The organism is Candidatus Hydrogenedens sp., assembly GCA_035361075.1.
In the GTDB taxonomy this organism is placed as follows: domain Bacteria; phylum Hydrogenedentota; class Hydrogenedentia; order Hydrogenedentales; family Hydrogenedentaceae; genus Hydrogenedens.
The window spans coordinates 44,158-71,134 of record DAOSBX010000004.1 but is presented as its reverse complement, the minus strand read 5'-3'; the positions used below and the strand labels follow the sequence as shown (position 1 = coordinate 71,134).

Annotated in this window: 11 protein-coding genes; all 11 read left to right on the top strand. The window is 38.6% G+C overall.

The genetic code is table 11. The features are described 5' to 3' along the window. The first annotated feature begins 17 nt into the window (after positions 1-17). Positions 18-749, top strand: coding sequence for an ATP-binding cassette domain-containing protein (locus PLJ10_02090; protein HOK08433.1), 732 nt, complete (start codon positions 18-20; stop codon positions 747-749). Next, positions 749-1,579, top strand: a complete 831-nt coding sequence (locus PLJ10_02085) for an ABC transporter permease subunit (GenBank protein ID HOK08432.1) — start codon at positions 749-751, stop codon at positions 1,577-1,579. Before PLJ10_02090 ends, PLJ10_02085 begins: the two co-directional genes overlap by 1 nt. 17 nt (positions 1,580-1,596) lie before the next feature. Then, positions 1,597-3,261 carry a GldG family protein gene (locus tag PLJ10_02080; protein ID HOK08431.1) on the top strand — a complete coding sequence of 555 codons (1,665 nt, stop codon included), beginning with the start codon at positions 1,597-1,599 and terminating at the stop codon, positions 3,259-3,261. Then, on the top strand, positions 3,258-5,150 hold the full coding sequence (locus tag PLJ10_02075) for a DUF4340 domain-containing protein (GenBank protein HOK08430.1): 1,893 nt from the start codon (positions 3,258-3,260) through the stop codon (positions 5,148-5,150). The genes PLJ10_02080 and PLJ10_02075 overlap by 4 nt, the downstream gene beginning before the upstream one ends. A 454-nt stretch (positions 5,151-5,604) precedes the next feature. Next, positions 5,605-17,106: a PKD domain-containing protein gene (locus PLJ10_02070; protein HOK08429.1), complete on the top strand. Its 11,502-nt coding sequence runs from the start codon at positions 5,605-5,607 to the stop codon at positions 17,104-17,106. Positions 17,107-17,160: 54 nt separating this feature from the next. After that, on the top strand, positions 17,161-19,611 hold the full coding sequence (locus tag PLJ10_02065; GenBank protein ID HOK08428.1) for a hypothetical protein: 2,451 nt from the start codon (positions 17,161-17,163) through the stop codon (positions 19,609-19,611). Between the two features lie 310 nt (positions 19,612-19,921). Continuing rightward, positions 19,922-20,803 (top strand): type II secretion system protein N, encoded by an 882-nt coding sequence (locus tag PLJ10_02060; GenBank protein HOK08427.1) that lies wholly within the window; start codon positions 19,922-19,924, stop codon positions 20,801-20,803. Between the two features lie 60 nt (positions 20,804-20,863). After that, a complete protein-coding gene (gene gspD, locus PLJ10_02055; GenBank protein HOK08426.1) occupies positions 20,864-23,515 on the top strand; it encodes a type II secretion system secretin GspD in 2,652 nt (883 codons plus the stop codon). Next, entirely contained in the window at positions 23,515-25,260 is a 1,746-nt protein-coding gene (gspE, locus tag PLJ10_02050) for a type II secretion system ATPase GspE (protein ID HOK08425.1), read from the top strand. Before gspD ends, gspE begins: the two co-directional genes overlap by 1 nt. A gap of 36 nt (positions 25,261-25,296) precedes the next feature. Further along, positions 25,297-26,535: a type II secretion system inner membrane protein GspF gene (gene gspF, locus PLJ10_02045; GenBank protein ID HOK08424.1), complete on the top strand. Its 1,239-nt coding sequence runs from the start codon at positions 25,297-25,299 to the stop codon at positions 26,533-26,535. 4 nt (positions 26,536-26,539) lie between these two features. After that, positions 26,540-26,938 carry a type II secretion system protein GspG gene (locus PLJ10_02040; protein HOK08423.1) on the top strand — a complete coding sequence of 133 codons (399 nt, stop codon included), beginning with the start codon at positions 26,540-26,542 and terminating at the stop codon, positions 26,936-26,938. Positions 26,939-26,977: the final 39 nt, after the last annotated feature.

Below are 26,977 nucleotides of genomic sequence, written 5' to 3'. Positions count from 1 at the left end.
ATAGGTAAATATGTCTAATGATGATTGAGGTTAATAAAATAACAAAGTATTATGGTTTATTTTGTGCGTTGAAGGAAATTTCATTTTCTATTCAGGAAGGGGAGAGTGTTGGTCTTTTAGGTCCAAATGGAGCTGGGAAAAGTACGATGATGCGTATTCTTACTGGATTTATGCCAGCGAGTTATGGAACAGCAAAGATTGGAAAATATGAAATTCATGAGTATCCATTAGAAGTAAAAAGACTCATTGGTTACTTACCAGAAAGGGTGCCTTTATATGATGAGATGACAGTAAAGTCATTTTTATTGTTTGTTGCACAAATTAAAAATATTCCGAGAACCAGTCTCAAATCTTCGGTTAATCAGGTTGTCGAAACCTGTGGGTTAAAAGATGTATATGAGCGGGTTGTAGGAACATTATCTAAAGGTTATCGTCAAAGATTAGGTCTTGCTCAAGCACTTATTGGCTCTCCACCAGTTATTATTTTAGACGAACCGACAGTAGGTTTAGACCCACATCAAATTGTCGAGATTCGCGAGTTAATTAGAAGTTTTAGAGTAAATCATACTGTTTTATTAAGCACGCATATATTGTCTGAAGTTTCACAACTTTGTTCACGGGCATTAATTCTGAATGACGGTAGGATTGTATCGGAGATTGCTATTGACCCTGAGAAATCGGTAGTTGAAATCGAGCAAGCATTTTTAAATGCAATTTCTCGAGATGAGATGGTGCAGGAGGGAAAGTAATGAAATCTATTTGGAATATAGCAAAACGTGAGTTTATAAGTTTTTTTGTTACTCCATCAGGGTATGTGATTTTGGGGTTGATAGCTACGTTAACAGGGGTGGCATTTATCTTGTCATTTTTAACGTATGTGCAAATATCTCAATCGCCATTTCAGTATGGCTATACCACAGTGCCAGATTTTGAGGAGACATTTTTAAGTCCGTATTTTGTTTTTTGTGGCATTATGATTATGTTTTTATCTCCGATAATTTCCATGCGTCTGTTATCAGAAGAGTACCATCGAGGGACAATGGAGTTATTATTAACATACCCACTGAGGGATAGGGATATTATATTGGGTAAATTTAGTTCTGCGTTAGCCATGCTTGCTTTGGCGGTTATTTTAATTGCTCTTAATGTTTTTCTTTTACTTCCCTTTACAGAAGTAGAATGGAGCGTTTTGTTGTTTGGGTTATGTTCTGTTTTTCTGATGGGGATGGCTGTATTAAGCATAGGGCTTTTTATTTCTTCATTAATAAAATATCCGATTACAGCTGGACTGGTAAGTTTTGGAATCTATTTATTAATGTTTATTATTGGCAATGTGGCTGAAAAATTACCAGCAACAGCACCTTTACCAAATACATTTCCAGCAGTAATGAAAAATGCAGTCGAAAAAATCTACGGATTATTTCATTCTTTGTTGTTAGAATTACCGCTGGATAATCATGCAAAGAATATGGCATTAGGGATATTCGAACCTAAAGATATTGCATTTTATTTACTCTGTACTGCGTTTTTTGTGTTTTTGACATTCAGGTCGCTGGAGTCGCGAAATTGGCGAAAATAAGGAGAATTTAGATTATAATGAAATGGTCATTGAAGAGACTTTGTGGTGTTATATCTGTAATCAGTCTATTAGGCGTTTTAAATTTTTTAGTGTGGAAGCAAGAGATTTTTAATGTGTGGGCTCTTTTAGTAGGTGGTGTTTTTTTAATTACAGGCATTTTGTGGTTAGGTTTTGTAATTCGGGGTATTATAGTAGAATCGGGCTGGTCAGGTAGGGCAGGTTCGGGTTTGAGTGCATTGATTTCATCCTTGTCTTTTTTAGGGATATGTATCGTTATCTATGCTTTTGTTTTGCGGTGGGATATTTCTGTGGACTTGACAAAGGAAGGTCGTAGAACGTTATCTCCTCAAACAGTCAAAGTTTTAGAGACTATGAACAAAGAAGTAAAGGTATTATGCTTTTTTATTAATACTGATGAAGAGTCTGTAGTAATTGCAAAAGATAAAACATTACGGTTTCTTGAACAATGTAAAAGGCATACACCCTTTTTGAATGTTGAACTATTAGACCCACAGATTGACCGAGCACGTTTAGAGGCATTGTCCATTACCCATGCTTCGACCCAGGGAACGGTAGTGCTAAAATGTGGAAATCGTCAACGTGTTATTATGTTAAGCGGTGCCAATCCACGGATGGAAGAACGGGATTTTACGCAGGCTCTTATTAGTGTTCTAAAAGAAACGGAAACAAAAATAGGTTATCTTACTGGACATGATGAAACGCCCCTTGATGATTCGAATCCGAATGGTATTTCTATGGCAAGGGCTATTATTGAAGGAGAATCTTATAAGATAGAACCTTTTCAGATTCGGATTGACCTGCCAGAAGTTCCCAAAAGTTATGAGGTTGTTATAATACATAATCCGAAAGGGGATTTAAGTCGTGAAGAATTAAAGGCAATTCAGGATTTCCTTGATAATGGTGGACGACTTATTGTGTTTTTTGAGCCGTGGGTAGATGTTCGTTTAGGTAGGAGTGGTGTAGAATATCTTCGTCCATGGTTGAAAGAAAAATTAGGAGTAGATGTTGGTTCAAACATTGCATTTACGACGCAGAAAAAAAATCCATGGGAGATTGAATTACGTTCTGACCCAAAGCCGTTTGAAAATGTAGAAGAAGGGTTATTTGAGTATCGGGGTTCCTTTCGTTCTGACCATCCTATTACACAGCGAATGGACCAGCCATTGTTGTTAAGGGCCGTACGGACAATAGAACCAATAGAAAATTTGCCAGAGAATGCCAATGTAGTTCCTATATTGAGAACACCACCAGAATATTGGGCAGAGACGGATTTGTCAAGGCTTGCGGAAGGGGGTGCTGTTAAGTATGAACCTGAAGAGAAGCAAGGTCCTTTGTTTATTGCTGTGGCTGGAACATGTAGTAAAGAACTATCTGATGGTTCAAAAAAAAGGAGCCGATTTGTAGTGGTTGGGGATGCTGATTTTATAACAAATGAACGTATTAGTATTGGTGGTCATATCAATTTCCTTCTAAATAGTCTTGCATGGCTTACAGAACATGATGAACTAATTTCAATTCGTCCTTCAATAAAAGAAGATAAGCCTATTGTTTTGTCTGATATGCAAAAGCGATGGCTTATTTGGTGTTCTGTAATGTTAACACCGCAATTAGTTTTAATTGCAGGTTTGATTGCGTATTTTGTTAGGAGAAGGGTAAAGTGAAGTGGCGTAATACAATAATTTTAGTTTTAATTTTATCCGTGTTAATCCTCCTATATTGGTTTTCAAATTGGTGGAAGGAAGAGCAGAAGGTTGTTTATGAAGAAGCAAAGAAGATATTTTCATTTGCACCAGAATCGGTACGGGAACTTCATCTCCAACAGGCAGGAGGACCTTTGTGTGTGGGGAAAAAAGATATTGACGGAAAATGGAGTTTTGAAAAACCTTCACCAGATATACCAGCATTTCAATTAATGTGGGACCGTATAGCAAAACATTTATCAGAGTTAAAAAATCAGCGGACGATAATTGAAAAAGTGGATGATAAATCAGCTTATGGTTTGGACAAGCCAACATTAAAATTGAAAGCGGTAGTAGATGAAATGAACGAACCAATAGAACTTGATTTCGGCTTTTTAGATCCAACTAATACATATCGATATGCTATGGGATTAAAAGGTAAGGTTTTTCTTGTTGACGATAAACAGTTTTTTGAGTTAAATCGCTCATTGGAGGATTTGCGATTTCGGTTTCTTGTTGCGGTGAGGGAAGTTCCACTTGTGCGAATTGAGTTTGCAAGAATATGGACGGAAGACGATGAAATGCAAAACTCAGAATATATGCCTAAGGTAGGAGAGGAATCAGTAATTGTGATAATGGAGCGAAAAAATGAAAATGAACCATGGTTTCTTGTATCTCCTTCTCAGGGACTTGCAGACCAGGAAGCAGTTAATGCATTATCATCAGAAATACAATTTGGAATTGGTAGAGACTTTATTGACAAACCCGAGAGTTTATCCGATTACGGATTGGAACCTCCAAGATGCCGACTAACGTATTATGATGCAAAAGAAAAGAGACCACAGACTTTATTTTTAGGAGGTTTGCAAACCGCAGGGCAGAGTACACAGGAGAAGGATAAAGAGAAAAGGAAACGATTAAAGCTTTCTGATTGCACAGGTGTCTTTGCAAAACTTTCAGGGCAGAATTCTGTATTTTTATTAGACCCTCATATTTTGGAATTGTTACCACATTCACCTGAAAGTTTTCGGAATCGCCATATTTTTACAAAAGATCTTACGAATATAGTAAAAATTGAACGGTTAGATGAAAATACTATTGTATTCTCACTTGAAAAGAACACAGAGAAAGGCTGGATGATGACACAGCCATCGATAGATGATATTGATTCATTAAAAATAAATGATTATATTAGCAGGTTAAAAATCCTTGAACTACAAAGTTTCCCAGGTGGAACGGTGGAATCTCGTGGATTGGATAAGTGTAAAGATGTTTTAAAATTTACAATGGCAAATCAGGATACAATCGAAATCCGTTATATGCCTATTCCAGATGATAATCTCCATAGTTATATAAACCAGGACACAGGAGAGATTGGGATTGTTTCAAATGATATTGTTTCTCAATTATGGGTATTGCCAGAGAATTTCCGAAGTTTAATTTTGTATCGTTTCTCGCCCTCCGAAATAACAGAATTCCATTTAAATTATGAATCAAATGAATATGTTTTCCAGCAAATAGATAAAAATTGGACTGTAAAACAACCTGAAAATAAGGTGTTAAAAAATCAGGGGGATTTATTACGACTATTACGATATTTATCATCAATGAGTGCAGTTGAAGTTCAACATCAAGAAGCGGAAAATAAAATTACAGAACCGATTGCAAAACTTTCAGTTATACAGAATAATGAGGGGAAAGGTGTACCTATGATAACAGGTGCATTAATTATTGGTTTGCCTGATGAAAAAGACTCTCGTTATCGATGGGCTAAAAAAGAGGGCAAAGACGGGGTGTATCTCATTAAGCAAGAGGTATTGGATTTGATTAAAGACCTCATGAAGTCTATTCAACATTTAGAAGAAAGATAGAGTTGTAAATACTTTGGAAAAAACACTCTATTTATTTTTTTATGCCTAATCATTTTATTTTGTGAAATATAAAATATGTTGACTTTTAATCAAAAAAATTGTAGTATAAATTATACTGAATTTGTCAGAGGTTTTTTCTTGACAAATAGGTGTTAAATATGCTGTAAAGTAAATTTATTTAAAAAAGTAGAATAAAAAAAGAAATAGACTTGAAAATGAAATGAATTCTTGACATAATTATAAAGAAATAGTTATGATGATAAGAAAGATTTTTTTTAGGAGAAAAAATTGTATATTGCTTACTCAAACATGATAAACTATTTTAGAAAAAAATATTTAAGAAGGAAAGGTTTTATATAGACAGTAAGAATTTGATAACATATAAAATAAATTTTATTTTTGGAAATAGAAGTGTTGTAATGTATAGTATTGATAAAAGAAGGAGAACATTACTGTGAAACGGATAAGTATATTTTCCCTGCCGATGTTGTTTTTTATAGTTTTGATTTTATTTATTGCATTAGACATAAGCTACGATTTTTTTGTAGAGAAATATACAAGGGCAGATGATTTTAGACAGAACTTATCAGTAACGGTAAATACGAATGCAGAAACCAAGGGTATTGAGAACAGAATACAAGTTGCATCGTCAGCTCCGACAGATGCATTAGTGAAAATCCTCCCCTCATTAACACAGAGCCAGATAGGAAATCCTGTATTTGCTAATTGTGGCCAGATAGACCTTAATTTTATTGGGGAACCGACAGATGGTGCGGCACCTTTGGCTGTGGGGTTTAAATTGGTTTATAGACTTGACCCATCGTTTGGTCCTAATGATGTCCCTAACATTACGAATATTACATGGTACATTAGCACGAATGTTGGAGGTGTGCCTCCTACTACAAATTATACAGAGGCGTGGTGGGAATTTCGGGTAAATCAATCGTATCAACCATTAGTGACCCCTGAAAATCAAGTATTTCTTATAGGTGGGCAAAATACTCCCTATTTTCAATCCGGGGGAAGATATACGATAGGTATGCGTGTTCGGATTAAAGACCCCAATGACCCTACAGGGAATACATATGTTGATTGCCCTCCAGTTGGCCAGCCACCTATTTATAAGTCGGATTATATAATTGTTCGAGAAGGTGAACAAGTTCCTTCTGCTTCGTTTGAGGCAAAAGATTTAATTCCAAATGGACAAGGTGTTGTTCCTCTAAATGATTGGCTTCCCCTTTTCAGGTTTAATATGAAATACAATCCTGACCAGCCTGCGCCGAGAGCATTAACTCAACTTTATTATAAGTTGGAAGGGACTTTAGAACCGGAAGACATTTTAGAGTTTGGTTTGTTTGTTGATTGGGGACCTGAAAATAAGCCTGATGATGAGTTTGACCTGATGTATGATGGTAGGCTGGTTTATGTTCGAGGGACTGCAAATGCATTTCGAGTAGACCCTGGAACGCCTATGTTAACGTGGGATAGGTATGGGTATCCTTATGAAATGCCTAATTCATATGGTCAGTTTTTAGAAGACTTAACTTATAACCTTAATTTTACTATGAATCCTCAAAGTTCATTGTATGACCCAATTGACCCATTTGCAGCCGTAAATCCACGGAATAGTCCACCCACAGAGTTATTCCCATTTGTAAAGATTAATAATACGGATGGCAGTGTTGATTTCGCTGGTGGATATGCTTCAAAACAATGGGTAACCGCTGGTCCTGACCCTGGGTTGAGTTACATTGTAGCGGTGCGGATGAGTTTTAAGTGGAATAATGAAAATACAATGAGAACGTCTCTTTTGATGGCGAGAATGCAACCATATAGCGGTCCTAACTTATCATCTATTGTGGATTCAATCCCATTCCCGTATTGGCAATATGGGGTTGGGGGTTTTCTAACTCAAAGTACGGGTGAGCCTGTGGATTCATATAGTCCGAACTTTTATCAGGGTGAAGTGATGAATGAGAATAACCAATATACAGGGCATTTTAATGTTTATGATTTGACAGGTGATACTATTTTTGGTTACCGTCCTGGAACAGAACGGAATATATCATCTTGGCCCTTCTTTATGTATACTCCTGTGCCTGAGCATACAAGACCAAGGTGGGATATTTCCGACACATTTATAGAAGCAGTTACGGGGGAAATATTGGATTTAAGACATGTTTTACCTGTAGATTCATGGATACCGGTGTTAGGTATTAATGCTCATGGAGACCCTTCAGCACAAATTTGGGAACTAAATCTAATATTGACCGATATAGGTGGAGACCCATTTGGTCCACCAGGAAATGGAGGATTTAATCCCAATTATGCTTTGGAGCCAATAACAACTTCATCTGCAGGAGATTGTTCTATAGCTGTTCAGAACGATTATGCATTTAGTGGTGTGTGGCTCTATCACGATACTCATGAAAAATCGGAAGGAGGAAACGGAATATTTGACCCTCCGGTGCCACTTGATAGTTCTGGTAGCACATATGGTGTTTCGTTTCTTGATTGTCCAATGTACCCTGCCACTTATGAGCAGGGAGGTTTAGTTGATACAAAGATTTATTGGGAATACGAACCTTTCCCACCAGGTGGTGGTGACCCGTGGTGGAAAGTGCGGTTAAGATTTTCAGGAGGTAGAAGGAGATGTCCAGACGATGATCCCACAGGATATTTTGAACCTGTTGCAGATTATTATAAACCTGGTGTGCCTAATACCGCTATAGAGAAACCTGACTACTTTGTAGTGTTAAGAACAAATAGTGGTAAGAAGGACATATCGGGTAGGACTTCAGGTCCGGGGGCTACCTTTGGAGGTGATTTCCGTGCGTTTATTGAGCCACGTCGTTGGAATCCGAGAGATGGGGGGCACTGGGATGGAGGAATTTGGTTCTCAAATATGTATTTAGCCAAGACAAAGAAATATGTACAGGATACGCCGTGGATAGATGATACATATCCTATTGGTTCTACGTCGGAAGTGAATCGCAAGATAAATCGGCCGTGGTGGCATGAACGAGAACATATACAGGATAACGTAAAGCCACAAAGAATTGGATTTGAAGTCCATGACCTTGTCATGACCTACAGCACCGATAATACATTTGGAAGGGAAACATATATACATCCAACACAACCGCTTCCTATTGGTGTTGGCAATCATTATGTCCTTCAGAATTATGCAAATTTTCTTTGGTATGATTGGAGGGGGACAAGGGGGATGACGTATCTCGGATTATGGATAGATCCACCTATGAATTTAAATACTGGTTTTGATGTGTTTGGTATTTTTAACCAAAGATTCCTTCTTGGTCTTGCACCTCCTGGAGACTTCGTTTTAGATACTACAGATAATCCTTTGTTACGTCCAACTAATGCGGTAAAGTATATATACAATCCTGGATTCTTGCCTGATTATTCGGAAGGTGTTTTCTGGACAGGTTATCAGATACCGAATCTTGATGAGTTAACGTCATTTCAATATTCGTTTGAAACCGTGCCATTTGAACCGACATTTGATGACACATTATTACCACGAGCACTTGTTCCTCGGAGTATATATTATCCGAAGCCGTTTATCCAACCGACACTTCCAGATTATACAACATGGCCTATAAGGTTGGATTTAACTAATTTTGGAACACGGTGCATTATTTATGCTGATGAGGGGAGTTTAACAGATAACCTTGAGTATTACCATTTTGACCCTAACGAGGACCCAAATGATATTGAAACATGGAGCGAAGTATGGGACACTTACAAGAATGATATTTACTATGCGGAGTTATTAGATGGCAATTTTGGTGGAGTCGACCTTTCAGGTTGGTGGTTTATTGATAATAATGGTGGAAGATATTATATCGTTAGTAATAATGGAAATGTCTTAACTCTTGAAAATGCTCATTCGGCATATGTTGCACCATATTTAACAAATGGGAATCAATTAGTTGTATCTCAGTATCCTTATGGTGTAAAGGGTGGTAAAGTTAATGCAGTAGAGAGGGGACCGTGGTTAGTAACGAAGAACGCTATGTCTCGAAATCGATATCCGCAAATGGCAGATTGGCCTTTGGGTTGGGGTAGCAATACGGTGATTTCGGGTGCTAATGGAGAAGCAAGGGCGGCACGAATTTTACGACAAAAAGTGGAATATAAGTCCCAGCCAGTAGCGGTGTTAGGACTAAATCTTGCCGGTGCAGATGACCCAGTTGTTAATAAATTAGGACCGGTAGCATTAAATAGTATGTATATAGCGTTTTGGGGGCCGGAGTTTGACCCATCTGATTTAACACCTCTGGATAGCACTGGAGGCACATTGCCCTCATCTGGTGTCCTGCTTTATGAGGATACGAACAATGATGGTGTTTTTACAGGACCGCTTTTCTTTGATAAAGCCCCAATCCCTACATTTATAGATAAAATTGTGCCATTAGTTCCGGGGTCATTAGAATGGGGGATTGCTCCAGAACCTGTGGATTTAGATGGTGATAATATCCCGGATGATTTGAGTGGTGATGGAATTGTAACGGATGGTGTTGTCGATTTATCAGATCCGGAACGTCCACAATTATCATCAGCACAAAGGAAAGTCTGGGATGGATTGAAGGACCTTGCATGGGTATTGCAGTTAACTCCAGCAAAGCCATGGACAGTCCCACAATCAGATTTTCGTGCTGGTGGAGCCAATCCGCCAAGTAGTGCTAAGAGTTTAGATTCAGGTGCTAATGAAGAAACCGTATCACCTATACCTTTAGAACTTGTGAAAGACATAAAAGAAACTGAAAAACTTGCGTTTTCTAAAAAGAAATCTCTACTTTTGGATATTTTAAATGCTGATTTTAACGATAACGGTGTTGCAAATGTTGTTCCGTATGAGAAGAGTGCCAAAGCCCTTACTGAAGGTGGTCACCGAGGTGATGATTTATTTGTTGTTATTCGCACATCAGATACGGTAAGTGCTTTTGAAGAGTTTCGTTGTGTTATTCCGGCACGATTGCCCGACAGATCTCCAACGTCGTCTCAATTTGCTGGAATCATTTTATCACAAGGTGGTTTAACGTCCCGTGGTGGAGCATGGAAGACGAATCCCGAAGAAGGCGGATTGCAGGATTTTTATGGTCATGATATGCTTCAAGTGAGTGTTCCTGCACGAGTTGTAGATTTAACAGATGCGTTACTTCCCCCGTCAACCAGTGGTATTACAACACCAGTGATAACCCCAGGTGGACAGCCTATTTCCATATTAGGTATCGATGCTTCGATGAACCGAGTTAACAATTTAATTGCTTATGGAAATGGAACTGGTGCTGCTGGTGGAGATAAATCATTTGCACCGGATACAAATGATATAGTTATTCCTAATGTAGGTGATACAACGTATTTCTCTAATGGTGCATGGACGAAAAATGTAACCGGTTTATGGCTGGTTGCGTACGGCAATACTGAGAGAGACGTCGATAAACGTGTGGAAGCCTTTGAAATAACTGGTGCCCAAAGTAGGACATTGAGTCTTCGAGCAGGAACACCAAGGAATGGAAGTCCGTGGTATATTGTAAAGGACCCGACGTTTTTAGAACAGGTTATCGTTGAGTTTTATTCTGTAGATTTACAAGCGAATCAAAGTTTTGACCCGTATACAGATTTGTTGCCTTTGAATGAAGAAGACCCTGCTAATGATAAATTGAGCGGTGTTTCTATATGGCGTGATAATGATTGGAACCCAAAGAATACAAATGGTGTATTTGACCCGCCTATAATAGGTTCAAACGGTGAAATTGAATATATTGACTTGCCTTTACGACTGGATTCAGCTCCGGTATGGTATTCACGTCCTGGTGACCCGAGATATCAGGTACGATTTGTATTCTCTTCTCCGGGGACAGATAATAGTACTGGTCGGGATTCATCTCAAGGTGGAACGCCTTACGTATCTCAACCCCGTCTTCGTCAGCCGATTCCAGTATGTTTTGGAGATTGTCCAAGTGAGAATGGATATGGACCGGACTTCTTTGTAGTGATTCGGACTTCACCGTCAATTAGTCCAGGCGATTCATTCCAATCAGCAATTGTATCCTTTGGTCCTGATACACCGACAGAGCCGGACCCTGACAATTTTGTTCGCGTTTATCCTCCGTCTGCAGATTTATCTGATGGATTATTTATGTTATATTCCGAATTTCCATGGGGTAATCGTGCCTTAGGATTTATTAGTTTCTTTAAAGAGCCGTTAATTTATCGCTACTGGGCATATAACGACCGATTACGGAAATGGACAGCCAGAGCAGAGCCGGATGTAAGTCAAGCACAATCCGATAGGTTGGGCTTAAATTGGGTACGTACCAATCCTGTGGCATCCGGTAGAACCAAGCCAATAGTCGCATTACAAGTACCAACAGTTGATTTTACGTCTGATAGACAAAGACAGGTTCCAGGAGGGCAAATTAAATTTACATTAAAACCAGGAAGTGGGATTACTGTCTCCAGTGTGCTTTGGAAATTTGGAGATGGAAGTCAGTCCACTGATAAAAATCCAACTCATACTTATGGTACTCCTGGAAAATATACTGTGAGTGTGGAAATTGTTGATAAAAATGGATTAACCGCTTCAAAGATAAAACGTGATTATATTGAGATTCTTAATGCCCCATTTGTGAGTTTTATAGCACAACCTACATCAGGATATATAACCCCTGATGCTACAGGTGAGTTAGACCCAGGTTTGGATGTTGCTTTTAAGGATATGTCTATTGGAACAGATGCATGGAAGGCTATTGCCTGGTCATGGACCTTTGGAGATAATGTACCAGCACCAGAATCTACACAGCAGAATCCAACACATAGATACACCAAAGAAGGATTTTATTCAGTTACATTGGAAGTCACATTTAAGAATGTAAATACCAATGAAACAATGAAATTATGTTATCAAATACCAAATTATATTACTGTCGGACCTTGTGTTGGATGTCCATCAACAACAGAAGGGGAAGGACAGACAGAAGGGACTACTGAAGGGGAAACACAAGAAGAGCCAAGTGCCAGTTTCTCTGTAGAGTCGATTATTAAAGATAAAGAAGCATTATTGCCTTTGATAGACTGGGTACCTCTATTTAAGTTTACCATGTCTTATGACCCTGAAAACCCTGCTCCAAGGGTGTTAAAATCTCTTACGTATCGGGTTCGACCCGATAGCAGAAGAGATGAGGGTTATGGAAACCTTGCTGGACCGGATGTAACTGACCTGTTGGAATTTGGTTTATTTAAAGAGAATTATTCAAGGAAGGAAGAATATGATAATACATTAGACCCATACTATGATGATTTGTTGTTTAAATGGGGTGCTGATGGCTCTCCGTTAGGCACATTAATTAAACAGAATCCATTTTCAAAAGATGGGCTTACGTATCGACTAAATTTCCTTGGTAGTGGAACAGCACAAAATCCGGATTATCCAGTGGTTACAGGACCAACACAAGATGAAGGTTTTGAAGGTAACTCATATATTGTTGCGGTTCGGACCTCGGCAACATGGCGTAGTCAATTAACGTTAGCATGTGATGTATTACGAGCAGAAATGGTGAAGTTGAACGGTATCTTTCCAAGAAATAATGATGGCGAACCTATTGATGAATATAATCCGAATTTCTATAATAAAGATAAACCGGAACGAATGATTTCTGATACTGCATATTCCTCAAGCTTTGCAGTTTGGGATTTAAATAATTTGAGCTCAGTTGAGAATTGGGATTTTGCAAGTTTTGATGCTTGGAACTATCCAACACGATTGTATACACCGTTAGCAGAGCACACACGTCCGAAATGGTCACAAGTAGATCAGCTTCTTTATATGTATGCAGGAGAATTACTATCTTTCCGTAGACTTCTTCTAATGGATGTATGGAGACCTGTAATAGGTATTAATGTTCATTCAACTAAATCTGTGCATGCTGACCAGTATGACCCATTAGTAGGTCCACGAGTTGTTTTAAACAGAAAAATATGGCCTCAACTCCGAGAGGTAAATGTTATTTTTACGGATATAGGTGCTGACCCTTATGGTCCACCTGGGAATGGTGGGTTTGACCCAAGAGAGGCTTTGGATAAAACATCAACACAAATCAATAGTTATTTGATAGATAGTGATTCGGTAGTATTTCAAGATATAGTTTTTAATGGTGTTTGGGTTTGGCATGATACTAATAATAATGGCAAATTTGACCCACCTATTCCTCGTGCCGATGGTCAGGGAGTGCAACTTAATGGTGATTATCCAATGCTTCCTGAAGATTTAATAGGTTATAGTTTGTCAGAAGGATTGGCATTACCAACGGGACGATTGTTAAATTGGGAATATATTCCGTTCCCACCTGGAGGTGGAGACCCATGGTGGAAGATAAATCTACGTTTCTTCTATGGAAAGAGACAGTATCCTAATCCTGAATCTTCAGATGTAGTTGATGGATATGTAGAACCCATTCCAGATAATTTTGTTGGTCCCTCTACAGGAAGTGAATATTCCTATGACTACTTTGTTGTTGTTCGAACGGATAGCGGTTTTAAGGATATTTCACAGACTATCCCGGATAGAAATGGTGTGATGATGGGAGCAGATTTTAAAGTATTTATTGAACCACGACGGATTGATAGTAATGGAAATGCAACAGGTGGAATCTATGTAGATTCACAAATTCCACCCTTAGGTGGGTTGTTAGATGGTGGTGGTCCGCCATGGCAATCGGACCCAAGATGGGGTGAGCAGGAACCATGGTGGCCTCAGAGAACAGTAAATGCCAAAGCCACAAAACCGATAAAAGTCGGTGTAGATGTTCATGACCTTGTTTTAACCTATATTTCAGATTCTTCTTATAAGTTTGAATCAGATATCTTCTTTGGTTCAGGTTCTACAAATTCGAGTAATTGTTTAGGTTATACAACAGGACTTGTTGATTATCCCAAAGATTTCGATAAATGGATGGACCCAGACGGTAAAGTACGAAGTCAATTTTTAAATAGACATTCTGTTGGTGTTACCAGATGGAGAGAATTCGGTGGTTTTACCTATCCTATTTCTGATACAGCCTCTCTATCTGTAAATTTTGACTATACTCATAGTGGGGGGCAGTTTGCTTATGAAACGGTGCCATTTGACCATGTAGATGTGGTGGGACCTGATAATCGTTCTTCTGCTTATGTCAATCCATTAGACCAACCTATACTTCCGACATATCAAACATGGTCAAAAAACATAGGACCTAATGAATATCCGAGGGCAAGCCAATGGGCACCTGAATTTAGTAAGGCAAGGCTGTTAACACAAAAGGCAGATATAAACTCTGAACATACAGCTCTCTTAGGTATTAATCTTGTAGGTTCAGGTGATGTTGTAGCAAACTCCGAAATGCAAGAACCACCTTCAGTTGCTAAGATAGTAGTGGCTTTCTGGGGTCCAGAGTTTACTCCAGATATATTGATGCCACTGGACCCAGATGGTAAAAATTATGACTCGGGAGTTTTATTATGGGAGGATACAGACAAGAATGGGGTTTTCTTTGAACCTAAATTACTTGCTGGTTATTGGGATTTACCAATGCCAAATATTGGAGATAAGGTTGTTCCAGTAAATAACTTGCAATGGAGTTCAAAACCTGAACCTATTGATATTGATGGAGATGGTTTGCCAGATGATATGAATGGCGATGGATTAGTAGACCAGCGGGATTATGCGTGGATATTAACACTATATCCTAAACAAAAATGGAATTTGCCAACAGATGATTATATGCCATCCTTATTAAAACCTATAGCTACTTTGTGTTCAAATATATTAATTGAAGATGTTGATTTAGAAAAGAACCTTAACCAGGATAGTAAAGAGGTAAGTTCTATTGAAAGCACTTTGGAAAAACAAGTAATAGGAGGAGAAGGTACAACAGTAGAACAAGGAACTACGGAATCGGAAGGAAATAACCCGGGTGATGATTTATTCATTACAGTTCGTATGAATAATCAAGGGAAACGGTTCCAGGTATTTCGTGCAGTTATTCCAGCAACTCTTCCGGCACGGAGTGATTTAGACCGTAAAGCAGGAATTCAGTTCTATCCACAGGTTAATACAAGTGGTTCTGCTTACATTAAGTCCAGTCCGGAAGAGGACCCTGTACAAGATTTTTATGGACATGATATGCTTGAATTGAATGTTCCCGTGCAAATTTATGATTTTACAAGCCAACAGCAAGCAATAATCCCTGGAGGACCTGCTTTTGCTTTTATGGGCTTTGATATATCTACCAATCGTCCTGAAGACAGTATATATCAGGGTAATGATGGAGTAGGTTCTGACAGAGCATTTACTGTCAGCGGAGTTACATTTGAGCCCAATTCTTTGGTTGGGGATTTTCTAATAGATTCTGCTTATGAATCATACGAGATTGTTGGAAATACCACTAACCAATTATATTTGTTGAGTGGTGCACCACGAAGCGGTTCGTGGCGGATTGAACGGAATCCCAGTTTCTTAGAAGAAATAACGTTAGAAATTTACAATGAAGGAGCGAATTCAGATTTTAATCCGTTAAATGATTTGTTACCATTAAATATAGACCCACAAATAAGTGGAATTGCCTTGTATCGAGATAATGATAATAATCCAGCGAATAGAAATGGTATATATGACCCAGATATTGATATTCCAATACCTTTGGATGTCCCACCATTTTATATTGGACAGACAGGCGAGGCTACACAGGTGAAATTTGTATTTTCTACTCCAGGTACGGATAATGTTCCTATTCCAAAAGACCAACAGACAAGAAATCGTCAGTGGATTCCAACAAGTCTTGGTTCGGATAATAAAAATCCATTCTATGGTCCCGATTTCTTTGTAGTTATTCGCGCATCAGATAAGATGAAAGTAGGTGTGAATTTCAGAATAGGAATTGTAAACTGGGGTCCTAATACACCGACAGAGCCTGATCCGGATACTTGGGCTCGGTTGACGGGTGAACAACGGAATGATTTTACTAAATTCCGTGAGTTCCCATGGGCTGTAAGAGGATTAGGTTTCATTACATACTTCAAAAACCCACAGATTCGGTATTATTTGGATGGAAAGCAAGCAGGTGCAAAAGAAGATAATTCAGGAGTTAATTGGGTTCGTTCTCATTGCACAAAGAAGAAGAGAACAGGTGTTATAAATGCTATTAAGAGGTCGGTAGGTCCAAGCACATTAGTTATCGAATCGACCTCTATTTCTGAATTACCAGTTCAAACACTTGATGGACAAGAAGTTTCACTTGTAATATATGGACGCAATTTTGGAACAAATCCAATAGTTCGAATCTCTGGTTATCAAGTACGTATTTTACAGGCGACAGATACAGCCATCTCAGTAGCAGTAAGTACTTTGCCAGGGGTTACCCCTACAGAACCAATAGTATTATTAGTGCGAAATACAGCGACTGGTGATGAGGCAACGCGGACTGATTTATTAAGACTAACATCGAAACCTCTTGGAAAGATACCGATTATTGATTTTATATCGCCAAATAAAGGAACGTCAAAAGAATTTCCTGTAACAATCCAGGGTTCTAATTTCTCATCTATCGGCAATATTGAGGTTTATTTTGCACAAACACTAATGCCTGTAATATCAGTGTCTGCGGATGGAACAACTATTTTAGTAGGTTTCCCATTAGGAGGAATCCCTACGGTAGGTCCGTTAGACGTAACCGTTAAGAATATAGATCAACGAACAGAGAAAACAGTGGTAAATGGCTTCGAATATATTAATGACGCTCAGAAGAAAAAGAGAAGATTTTTATTCTTTGTATGTGGTCCAGATCCGAGTGTAGATAAACCATCTGGTTATATATTAGATGTTGGCGTAATTTTATCTGTTGCTATATTTTTGATGGTTCATAATAGGAAGAAAGAAAAAGTTAAAATTAGATAAAAATAAAAACTAAATTCGGTAATTAAATTTTCCGGACGAAAGAAAGGAGTTCGGATGGTGAACAAAAGATATTTAATTAGATTTTTGTTGATGATAAGTTTCATTTCTATTTTTCAAATGAGTTATGCTTTTTTCCCGAGTGGAGGATTTGACGCTTTTAATGTCCTACGCTTAGCACGTTGGCCCTTTTATGAATTTGACACGAACAATGATGGTAAAATACTTACAGGTGAGGGAATAGGCATATATATTGAAGAAGGGAAGCGAGGTTTTACAGATGAAGAAATTGAAAAAGTTAAGGAAGCATTAAAAGTATGGGAAGATGTCCCGACCTCTTATGCTTGCTTTAGAATAGCAGGCTATTATCAAGACCCATTGTCATTGACCACACCGGATGCCTTGCCTACAATATCGTTGTATGTGACGTCCGCAGATGATACAGGTGAAGATGTGGAACCTGATGAAGAAACGGTGGATGTCGGTGGTGGAATTTTATCAGTCACTTTAACTCTTTTTTCAGCAACGGATACTGTTTATGAACACAATGGACAGGTTTTCCCAATTTCTGCAGGAACGATTATTGACCGCGATATCGTTGTTTCTGCTACAGCGCATCGTTATAACCCACAATCTGGCGAGGAGCCATTAGCAGATTTAAAAGGAACATTAGTCCACGAAATTGGACATTTTCTTGGATTAGATCATACACCATTGAATAATTTGAGGGCTATTTATTTAAATGACACAGATGAACTGCCATCATATCTTATTGAGAATCCAGTGGTGTGGATGACAATGCCTAATGGAAGAGCACAATTTGTTGGTGCAACCCCAACTATGTTCCCTATTTATTTTGAAGTGGAAACGATAAATGGAGAAAGAGAAGATGGAGCAAAAGATTTAGCCCCTGATGATATATCCGGAATCTCGTGGTTATATCCACGCGGTGCACAGGAAAACTTTTTTGATATAAACCATGAAGCGAGAAGTAAAACTCGACGGGGAACCGGGATTCCATCTATTCCTTTACCAGGAGGACATGTGGTAGCCTGGGCAGATGTGGATAATAGCCCTGATACCCCGCGGGTGCCTTTATTTAGCACAATGGTAGGATTGTATGAGCCGTTAATTAACAAACAACTTCAAGGTAAGTTTAGTCTAATTGGATTATGGAAAACATTAGAAGTTCCGGGTAGAGATGGGGAATTGTTTACGCCGAGTTACACATTAACCCTTTCTGCACTTAATGGTACAGGTTTAAACCGTCAAGCACCGGAAGGAATAACTCCGTCAGATATAGATAGCCTCCAAGGTCCAAATAGCTATTCTACAACGACACGTACTGATACTGACTATCAAACCTCATTTATATCAGAGGTGTTTCATGAAGAGGAAAATGTATTGGATGTGAGTAATAACAATATAGGAACGCCATTAGTTTGGAGTTTTACAAAAAACACAGTAATAAGTTCGACCACAGGAAAAACTCTTTCACGAATGAGAACACATCGTAAACCTATGTTTGGTGACCCTAATGATGTTTGTCCATTAAATGTTATAGAGGTTAATACAGGTGGTGCCCAGACAACTACAACTACGCCAACAGGTACAGAAGGTGGAGGCACGACTACGGGAACAACTACAGGGAGTATCTCTTTACTAAAAGATGTAAGGAGTTTTAGGGACCATTATTTAATGAATTCAGAGGCAGGGGTAGCAGTTGTGGATATCTACTATTCATTGGCGCCTGCAATTTCAAAGGTTTTAATAAACTCAGAATTAGCGAGACGTATTTTCACAAAAACGGTATATAGTATCTTTGGTGTATTTTATTATGGGATATGGAGATATGTTTTAGGTTTGTTAGTAATTGCGATATTACTAAGAAGGATTAGATTTATGCGGGTAAAAAGAGCGAACACAAAGACCATAATTGTCATATTACTTTCATTATCAATAGGTCTTGCTTTAAATGCTCATGGTCGAATTGCTTTTATGAACACAGCCGAACTTGTTGAAAAGTCTGATGCTGTTGTCGCTGGTAAGATTGTGTCAATGAATAGTTATATGACAGGAAATTTGCGAATTTATACTGATGTCGAACTAAAAATCAGTGAATCTATAAAAGGGTCGCTTAACATAGATAGTTCAGTTATATTTACAATTCCTGGTGGAAAAGTAAATGGGTATGTTATGACATGTTCAGAGATGCCAGAATTTAAGGTAGATGAAGAAGTTGTAGTGTATTTGCGAGAATTGCCAAAAAGTAAAAAATGGACATTATATGCAGGGACAAGAAGTGTAACAACAGTTAGTGAAAATCCAATAACAGGAAAATTATATGTAAAACCATACTCGGAATATGATGGTGTTTTTTATATTGAAGATAAGACGGCTATTAATAAATCTAAATCATCAACACAGTCTCCAGACGAATCAAATCAGTATATCCTCTTTGATGATTACATAAGTTATTTAAAAGATTTGGCTAATCGAGGAAAATAATCATATAGGATGATTTAGTTAGAATCTGTACCTGTTGGGATATTCAGATAAAATGGAGATAATAAAGTACGTTTTTATGTTGTTGATGTTTTGCGAAAACTATGGGGTTTTGTTTAAACTTAACTTTATTAGTAAGTAATGAAGTAAAGTCAACTAACTATCCTTAAATTCCGTTCAAATCATGATTTATAGTAAGGAGACACGGACAGCATGAAAGGGCAATATGGTTCGGACAATAGAAATTAAGAGGCTTTTTTTTCTTATACATATAACATTGGTTTTTTTGATAATTATTGCCCTTGGTTTTTCTTTGTATAAGATTTATACCTACAATCCTGAAAAAAAGTTGTCCAAAGGTAGTGCAGGGGTAAATGTCAGTGAAATTTCCTCGCAGAACGAGATTGTAAATATTGATGCAAAATCTTTATCGTCAAAACTTTTAAGTTCTGGGTTATTTGGCAATGCTGGTAAATGGTCAGAAGAAGATGCAGAAAAGAAAGCAGAAGAAAAGGTTGAGGAACCTCCTCCCAGTGATACTCTTGAAGATACACAACTCAATTTAAAATTAATAGGGACTATTGCCTTATCACCGAAGGACCGATTCGCAGCTGCATTTATTGAAAATTCGGAGAAGCGAGTTACTGCAGCATTTGGTATAGGGCAGGAAGTTATTGAACAAGTTTTTTTAGAAGAAGTTTATCCTAAAGAGGTGATTTTGCTTAATAAAAAAAATAATCCGCCGAAAAAGGAGAGATTAAGATTAGAGGATAATTCATTGGCTCTTCTAAAAGGAGCCACAGACGAAAATAAAGAACAGTCTGGTCAAGATAAACCGAAAACTCCGGAAGAACCCTCTTCTAAACAGATAGAGTTAAATCGGGATGAGATTGTTCAGGATTTCTTTGCAAGTTATGCAGATTTAGTGACTCGTATAAAGCCTGAATTATATAGAGACCAAGAAGGTAAAATTATAGGGGTTACTGCCAAAAATATTAGTGAAATTCCGATTGCATCAAAGTTAGGTTTTAAAGAAGGAGATGTGCTAACCGCAGTAAATGATGAGCCTATAAATAGTGAAGATAGTATTACAGAATTAATAAGAAAGTATACAGATGTTACACTCCCTGCAGTTAAAGTTACAATATTAAGAAATGGAAACCCAATGGATATAATATATAAAATACAAGATTAGTTTTAGTAGTGTGATTATAATTAATAAAAAATTTTAATATAGAATATTAGGAGCTGAGCCTTGCAAAACTTAAAGATTTTCCCCTTAAATAAGAAAAAAAGAGACGTGTTTTTTGTTATTGCCAGAAATGTAAATCTATTAATCTTTATTCTGTCACTATGTTATATGGGATATATTTATGGGCAGGATACAGAGCAGGTTGCTCCTGAATTGCCCCAAAATATAGAAATTCCACAAATTGTCGATGCTCCGTCAGTTCAAGAGAATCCACCGGAACCGCCTACACCACCTCCAGAGGCAGTAAGACCACCGATAAATACTCCGGAACCGATAAGACCGCCTTCTTCTTCTCGCTCTATACCTTCATTCCCGACAATGAGGCGCGGACCAGTTCCTCCACCACCTTCCCCAAGAACCTCCGGACAATCGTCTGGCGATGCAGGAGCCAAATCCCAAATAGGTCTTGCAACAGAAACAGGACCAAAAACGGGAGAAACACCATCGGAACCAATTTCATTTGATTTTCATGATGCCCCACTATACGATGTTATTACAGCAATTGCACGGTTGACGGGAAAAAATTTTGATGTAGACCCAAATATCGGAGCAACCACTGTAACAGTCATAACTCACGATAAGATTCCTCCTGAGATGGCATACCAAGTGTTAGAATCTATTTTATCCTCACGTGGATTCTCAATGGTGGAAACCTTAGACGGCAAATTAATAAAGATTATAGCTACACCGGATGCGGTTCAATCAGATAAAACGCCTTTAATTAAAGGGACGGAAAAGTTAGCAGAAGGATATGATAAATTTGCGACTCATATAATTACATTAAAATATGCAGATGTATCTGAAGTTTCTACTGCGTTACAGGTATTAGGTTCCAAGTCATGTCGTATTTCTGCCTATGCCCCTACCAATACGTTGATAATTACAGATACAGCAGATGGATTAAGACGTATCTTTTCATTTCTTACAGAAATTGATGTATCTGGAAATGAAACTGAGATGGAAATATTTATGTTAGAGTATACGAGGGCAGAAGCATTAGCCCAGCAAATAGAACAGGTTCTGTCAGAGACGAAAACTACCGGCACAGCAGGTAGGCCAGTTATGCCTTCAGCGCCCCAACCTATAGTTCGTCCACCGACACGTTCTGTACCAGGTGCACCATCAATGCAGATTATCGGGTCACGTCAAGAAGTGTTGCGCATGGTCCCTGATACGCGACTTAATGCATTAATAGTTGTTGCCACAGAGGGGATGATGGAGAAAGTTCGTGACCTTATAAAGAGGTTGGATTGCCCAACACCGTATGAAGCAAATAACCTTCATATTTATGAATTACTGAATGCAGATGCAGAAAAAGTAGAGCAAGCATTACAACCGCTAATAGGCGGTTCAGGTTCGGTGCGGAGGTCTACCACAGGTGGTGCTACACCTGGGGGAAGTGCTGTTCCTGGGGCAGGTGGAGGCGCTGTTTCTGCAATGTCAACAGGAGCGCCTGGCGAAGTCCAGCCCTTCGAACAACGAGTACAGATTACGAGATATGACCAAACAAATTCATTACTAATAGTTGCCTCACCACAAGATTATAAAGTATTAGAAGCCTTTATAGCCCGACTCGATGTCCCGCAGAGGCAGGTTTTAGTCGATGCAGTAGTAATGGATGTTAAATTGAACAATGATTATGGGGTGAAGGTAGATGCGGCAAGTGTGTCTGGTAATTCAGGTTTTGGTGTAACAGGGACATCAAATATTTTGAAAGTTGTGAATTCTTTGCAACCAGCAGCAGAAGCGGCAAATAAAATTACAAATCCAAGTCGACTTAATATGATGTTAGGAGTGTTAAATTTGGGGTCAGGTGGAGGCTTGACCACAGGTATCTATGACGATATTGTTATTCCTATTAGTAGTACTCAACGTTTGCGAATACCATTCGTTCCATTATTATTGCAGGCGATTGAAACAGTATCTGATTTAGAAGTCTTATCTCAACCGAGTTTGGTTACAGTGGATAATGAAGAAGCATCTATCGTTGTTGGTCAAGAAGTCCCATTTATTACGAGTACAGCCAGCCCTCAACGTTCTGCTCAAGGAGAGCCAATATATAATACCTGGGGCGGATATACCCGTGTAGAGCGACACGAGGTCGGCATAAAATTGACAGTAACACCACAGATAAGTGAAGGGGATAATGTATTGATGAAAATTGAAATTGAAGTATCTGCTGTTGCAGGAGGTAGTCAGGCTGTTGGTGACGTCAATATATTGGGTCCTACAACTAATAAATCTTTATTTAAGAATCAAGTACTTGTTAAGGATGGTTCAACAGCAGTTCTGGCTGGTCTAATTAGGGATACAGCAGACCGAACACGAACCCAAGTGCCCATAGCAGGTGATATCCCATTGTTGGGATTTTTATTCCGTAACAAATCGGTTACAAGGGAAAAGAGGAATATGGTCGTCCTTGTAACCCCGCATATCGTTAAAGAATCCAGTGATATGGAACGAATTACACAATACAAAGTCACGGAATATCAAGATGTAAATGTTCAGGAATTGTTTAAGGCGGGTTTCTTTAAGAAGATAAAGACGAAGGCAAATATGCGTAAAAATTATCGTCCCACTTTGGATAGAACAGAAGCGTTAACAGGACAGGTAGAACAAGAAACATTTAACCGAGGTACAATTTACAGAAAATAATGGATAAGTTACTTGCGGAAATGCAGTTAGGCGAAATTCTGCTTCAGAAAGGATATGCCCATCCGGAGCAGATAAAGGAGGCTTTGGAATTACAAAAAATTAAACCACGTCGTTTAGGGGAGATCCTATTAGACCTTGGTTATGTGGAGGAAGAACATATTTTAGAGGCGTTAAGCGAGCAATTTGGAATACCGTTAGAGTTAGAATTGTCCCAAAAAGTTGATATGAACCTCATTACAAAGGTTCCGATTAACTTTATTCGTGAATATTTTATGGTGCCATATAAACAAAACGGGGCAGGTTTTTTTGTAGCATTAAATGACCCGATTAATCTATTGCCTTTGGATGATTTGCGGGTACTATTAGGTGGACCTGTTCAGCCTTTTCTATGTCGTAGGGTTGATATACAAAGAATAATAGACTCATATTTTGACAGCCAGACCCAAAACACAGCAGAAATGATAGATAGTATTGCATTGGCGGAAGAGGATGGAGGAACAACAGTTCATACATTAGATGGGGCGGAAAGTGAAAAGGATTTGCTTGACCTTGCTAATGAAGCGCCGATAATAAAATTAATAAATTTATTGATAACAGGGGCAGTAAAAGAAAGGGCTTCGGATATACATATTGAACCTTTCGAACGGGAAGTTCGTGTGCGGTATCGTATTGATGGTGTGTTGTATGAGAAGTTTACAATTCCGAAGTCACAGCAGGCGGCTGTTATTTCCCGTATCAAAATTATGGCAAACTTAAATATTGCGGAACACAGACTTCCACAGGATGGTCGTATAAAGATAAGGCTAAGTGGCAAAGAAATAGATATTCGTGTTTCGGTATTGCCTACCGCTTTTGGCGAACGGATTGTATTACGTATCCTTGAAAAAGGGAACTTCCTGTTTAGCCTTGAAGATTTAGGAATGGATGAACGAGACCATAAGATGTTTGACCGACTGATAACTGTTTCTCATGGGATTATCCTCGTTACGGGGCCGACAGGTTCAGGAAAGTCAACAACATTGTATGCCTCATTACAACGGGTCAATTCACCAGACAAAAATATAATTACCCTTGAGGATCCAATCGAATATTTAATAGCTGGGATTGGGCAGATACAAGTTCGACCTAAAATAGGATTAACGTTTGCCGCTGGATTGCGTAGTATTTTACGTCAAGACCCTGATATTATTCTTGTCGGCGAAATTCGTGATTTAGAAACGGCAGAAATGGCAGTTCAGGCATCGTTAACTGGTCATCTGGTGTTTGCCACTCTACATACAAATGACAGTGCAGGTGCCATTACACGATTGACCAATATGGGTATTGAGCCATTTCTTGTTACATCATCCTGTATAGCAATACAAGCCCAACGATTAGTTAGAAAGATATGTAGCCAATGTAAAGAACCTTATAAGCCAGAACGTAATCCATTAGAAGAATTGGGTATCAGGACACAAGACTCACGGGCTGAAGTGATTTGGCGAGGGAAAGGCTGTTCAAAATGTATGGAACGGGGATATTATGGTCGTACAGGTATTTTTGAATTACTTGTGATGAGCCCAAGAATTCAGGAGTTAGTATTAGAGGGAGCTGATTCAAATGCTATTAAACGGGAGGCACATAAAGAAGGGATGCGAACCCTGCGTGAAGACGGAGCTGAAAAAATGTTGAGGGGTGTTACGACCTTAGAAGAGGTTCTCCGTGTTACAAGAGATGACATATTTGAAGATACCTTTGCCCAATAAGTGGGTAGCAATAAATACTAAAGAGAGACTAATCGAATGCCAGTATATCAATATAAAGCGTTAGCCAAAGGGACGGGAAAAACAACCCGAGGTGTGATTGATGCAGATTCACCTGCATTAGCACGGATGAAACTGCGTGAGTTGGATTTATACCCAACGGAATTAAAAGAGGCAACGGACGGTGTCAGTGCAAAAGACTCGGGAGGTAAACAACTGCGTTCTTTTTCATTAGGGAGTGGAGTGTCAACAAGAGATATTGCACTCATGACCCGTCAATTTGCTGTTTTACTTCGGGCAGGTATGCCATTAGTGGAAGCCTTGAATGCCTTGATAACACAAACATCAAGACAAAAACTCAAAACCGCTATCTTAGATGTTCGTGATAAGGTAAACGCGGGGAAGAATCTTGCAGATGCTTTGTCGGAGCATCCTCGTATTTTTAGTTCTCTTTATGTAAATATGGTTCGTGCCGGAGAGGCAAGTGGTACCTTGGAACAGGTTTTAACACGATTAGCTGATGTGTTAGACCGACAGGCAAAAATAAAAGCACAAATTCTCTCATCGATTGCATATCCAGCTTTTATGACCGTTTTTGCGGTAGCAGTTATTACATTTATGATGACGGTTATTGTTCCTCGAATTACTACGATATTTAAGAAACAGCAGACAGAATTGCCTTTTATCACGGATGCCCTTATTGCGGTTAGTTCTTTTTTAGGAAAATATGGAATATTCTTTGTTGGTTTTATTTTCCTTCTTATTATACTATGGCGAGTTTGGATTAGCCGTGAAGAAGGTAGAAAGAAATGGGACCGTTGGAAATTTAGGATACCCCTTTACGGTACTTTACTACAAAAACTTTTATGTGCTCGATTTTCAAGGACATTAGGAACAATGTTGCAAAGTGGATTAACAATGTTGCCTGCGCTCGATGTTGTTTATAGTATTATGGATAATCGGTTTATTCAGATGCATTTAGATGATATTAAAGCGGGGGTTCGACGTGGACGCGATTTAGCACAGCCATTAAAAGATTCGGGTATATTCCCACCAATGATGATACACATGGTAGAGTTGGGACAACGAAGTGGAGAACTTGAAAACATGCTTTTACAAATTGCCGATACCTACGATGAAGATGTTCGGTTGACTGTTGATGCTATCGTTGGACTGATTGAACCCGTTATAATAGTAGTAATGGGAATATTCGTCGGTTTTTTAGTTCTGGCGATACTCCTACCTATACTAAAGATGAGTACACATGTTGGAGGATGAAAACATGACAAAACAACAAAAGACGGAAAAGAAAACAAGACAGCTATTAGGTTTTACGTTAGTAGAATTAATGGTAGTGATAGCTATCATTGCTATTCTTGCTACTACGGTGGGTATTTATGTGTTCGGTGCACTTGATGATGCAGATCAGGCAAAGGCAAAGGCAGAGATTAGTAATCTTAAGACTGCGGTGCAAATGTATCGGATAAAAAATAAACGATTGCCGAATACTTTGGATGAAGCGGCTCAATTTTTGGACCCACCTAAGGTTCCATTAGACCCTTGGGGTAATCCTTACATATATCAAAAAGAAGGAAACTCCAGTTTTAAAATTATGTCGTATGGTGCTGATGGGAGTGCCGGTGGTAGTGGTGCAAATGCAGATATATCGAGTGATGATTAATTTTTTTTGATTTTTAATTAATATGAGGTTTATGTTCTT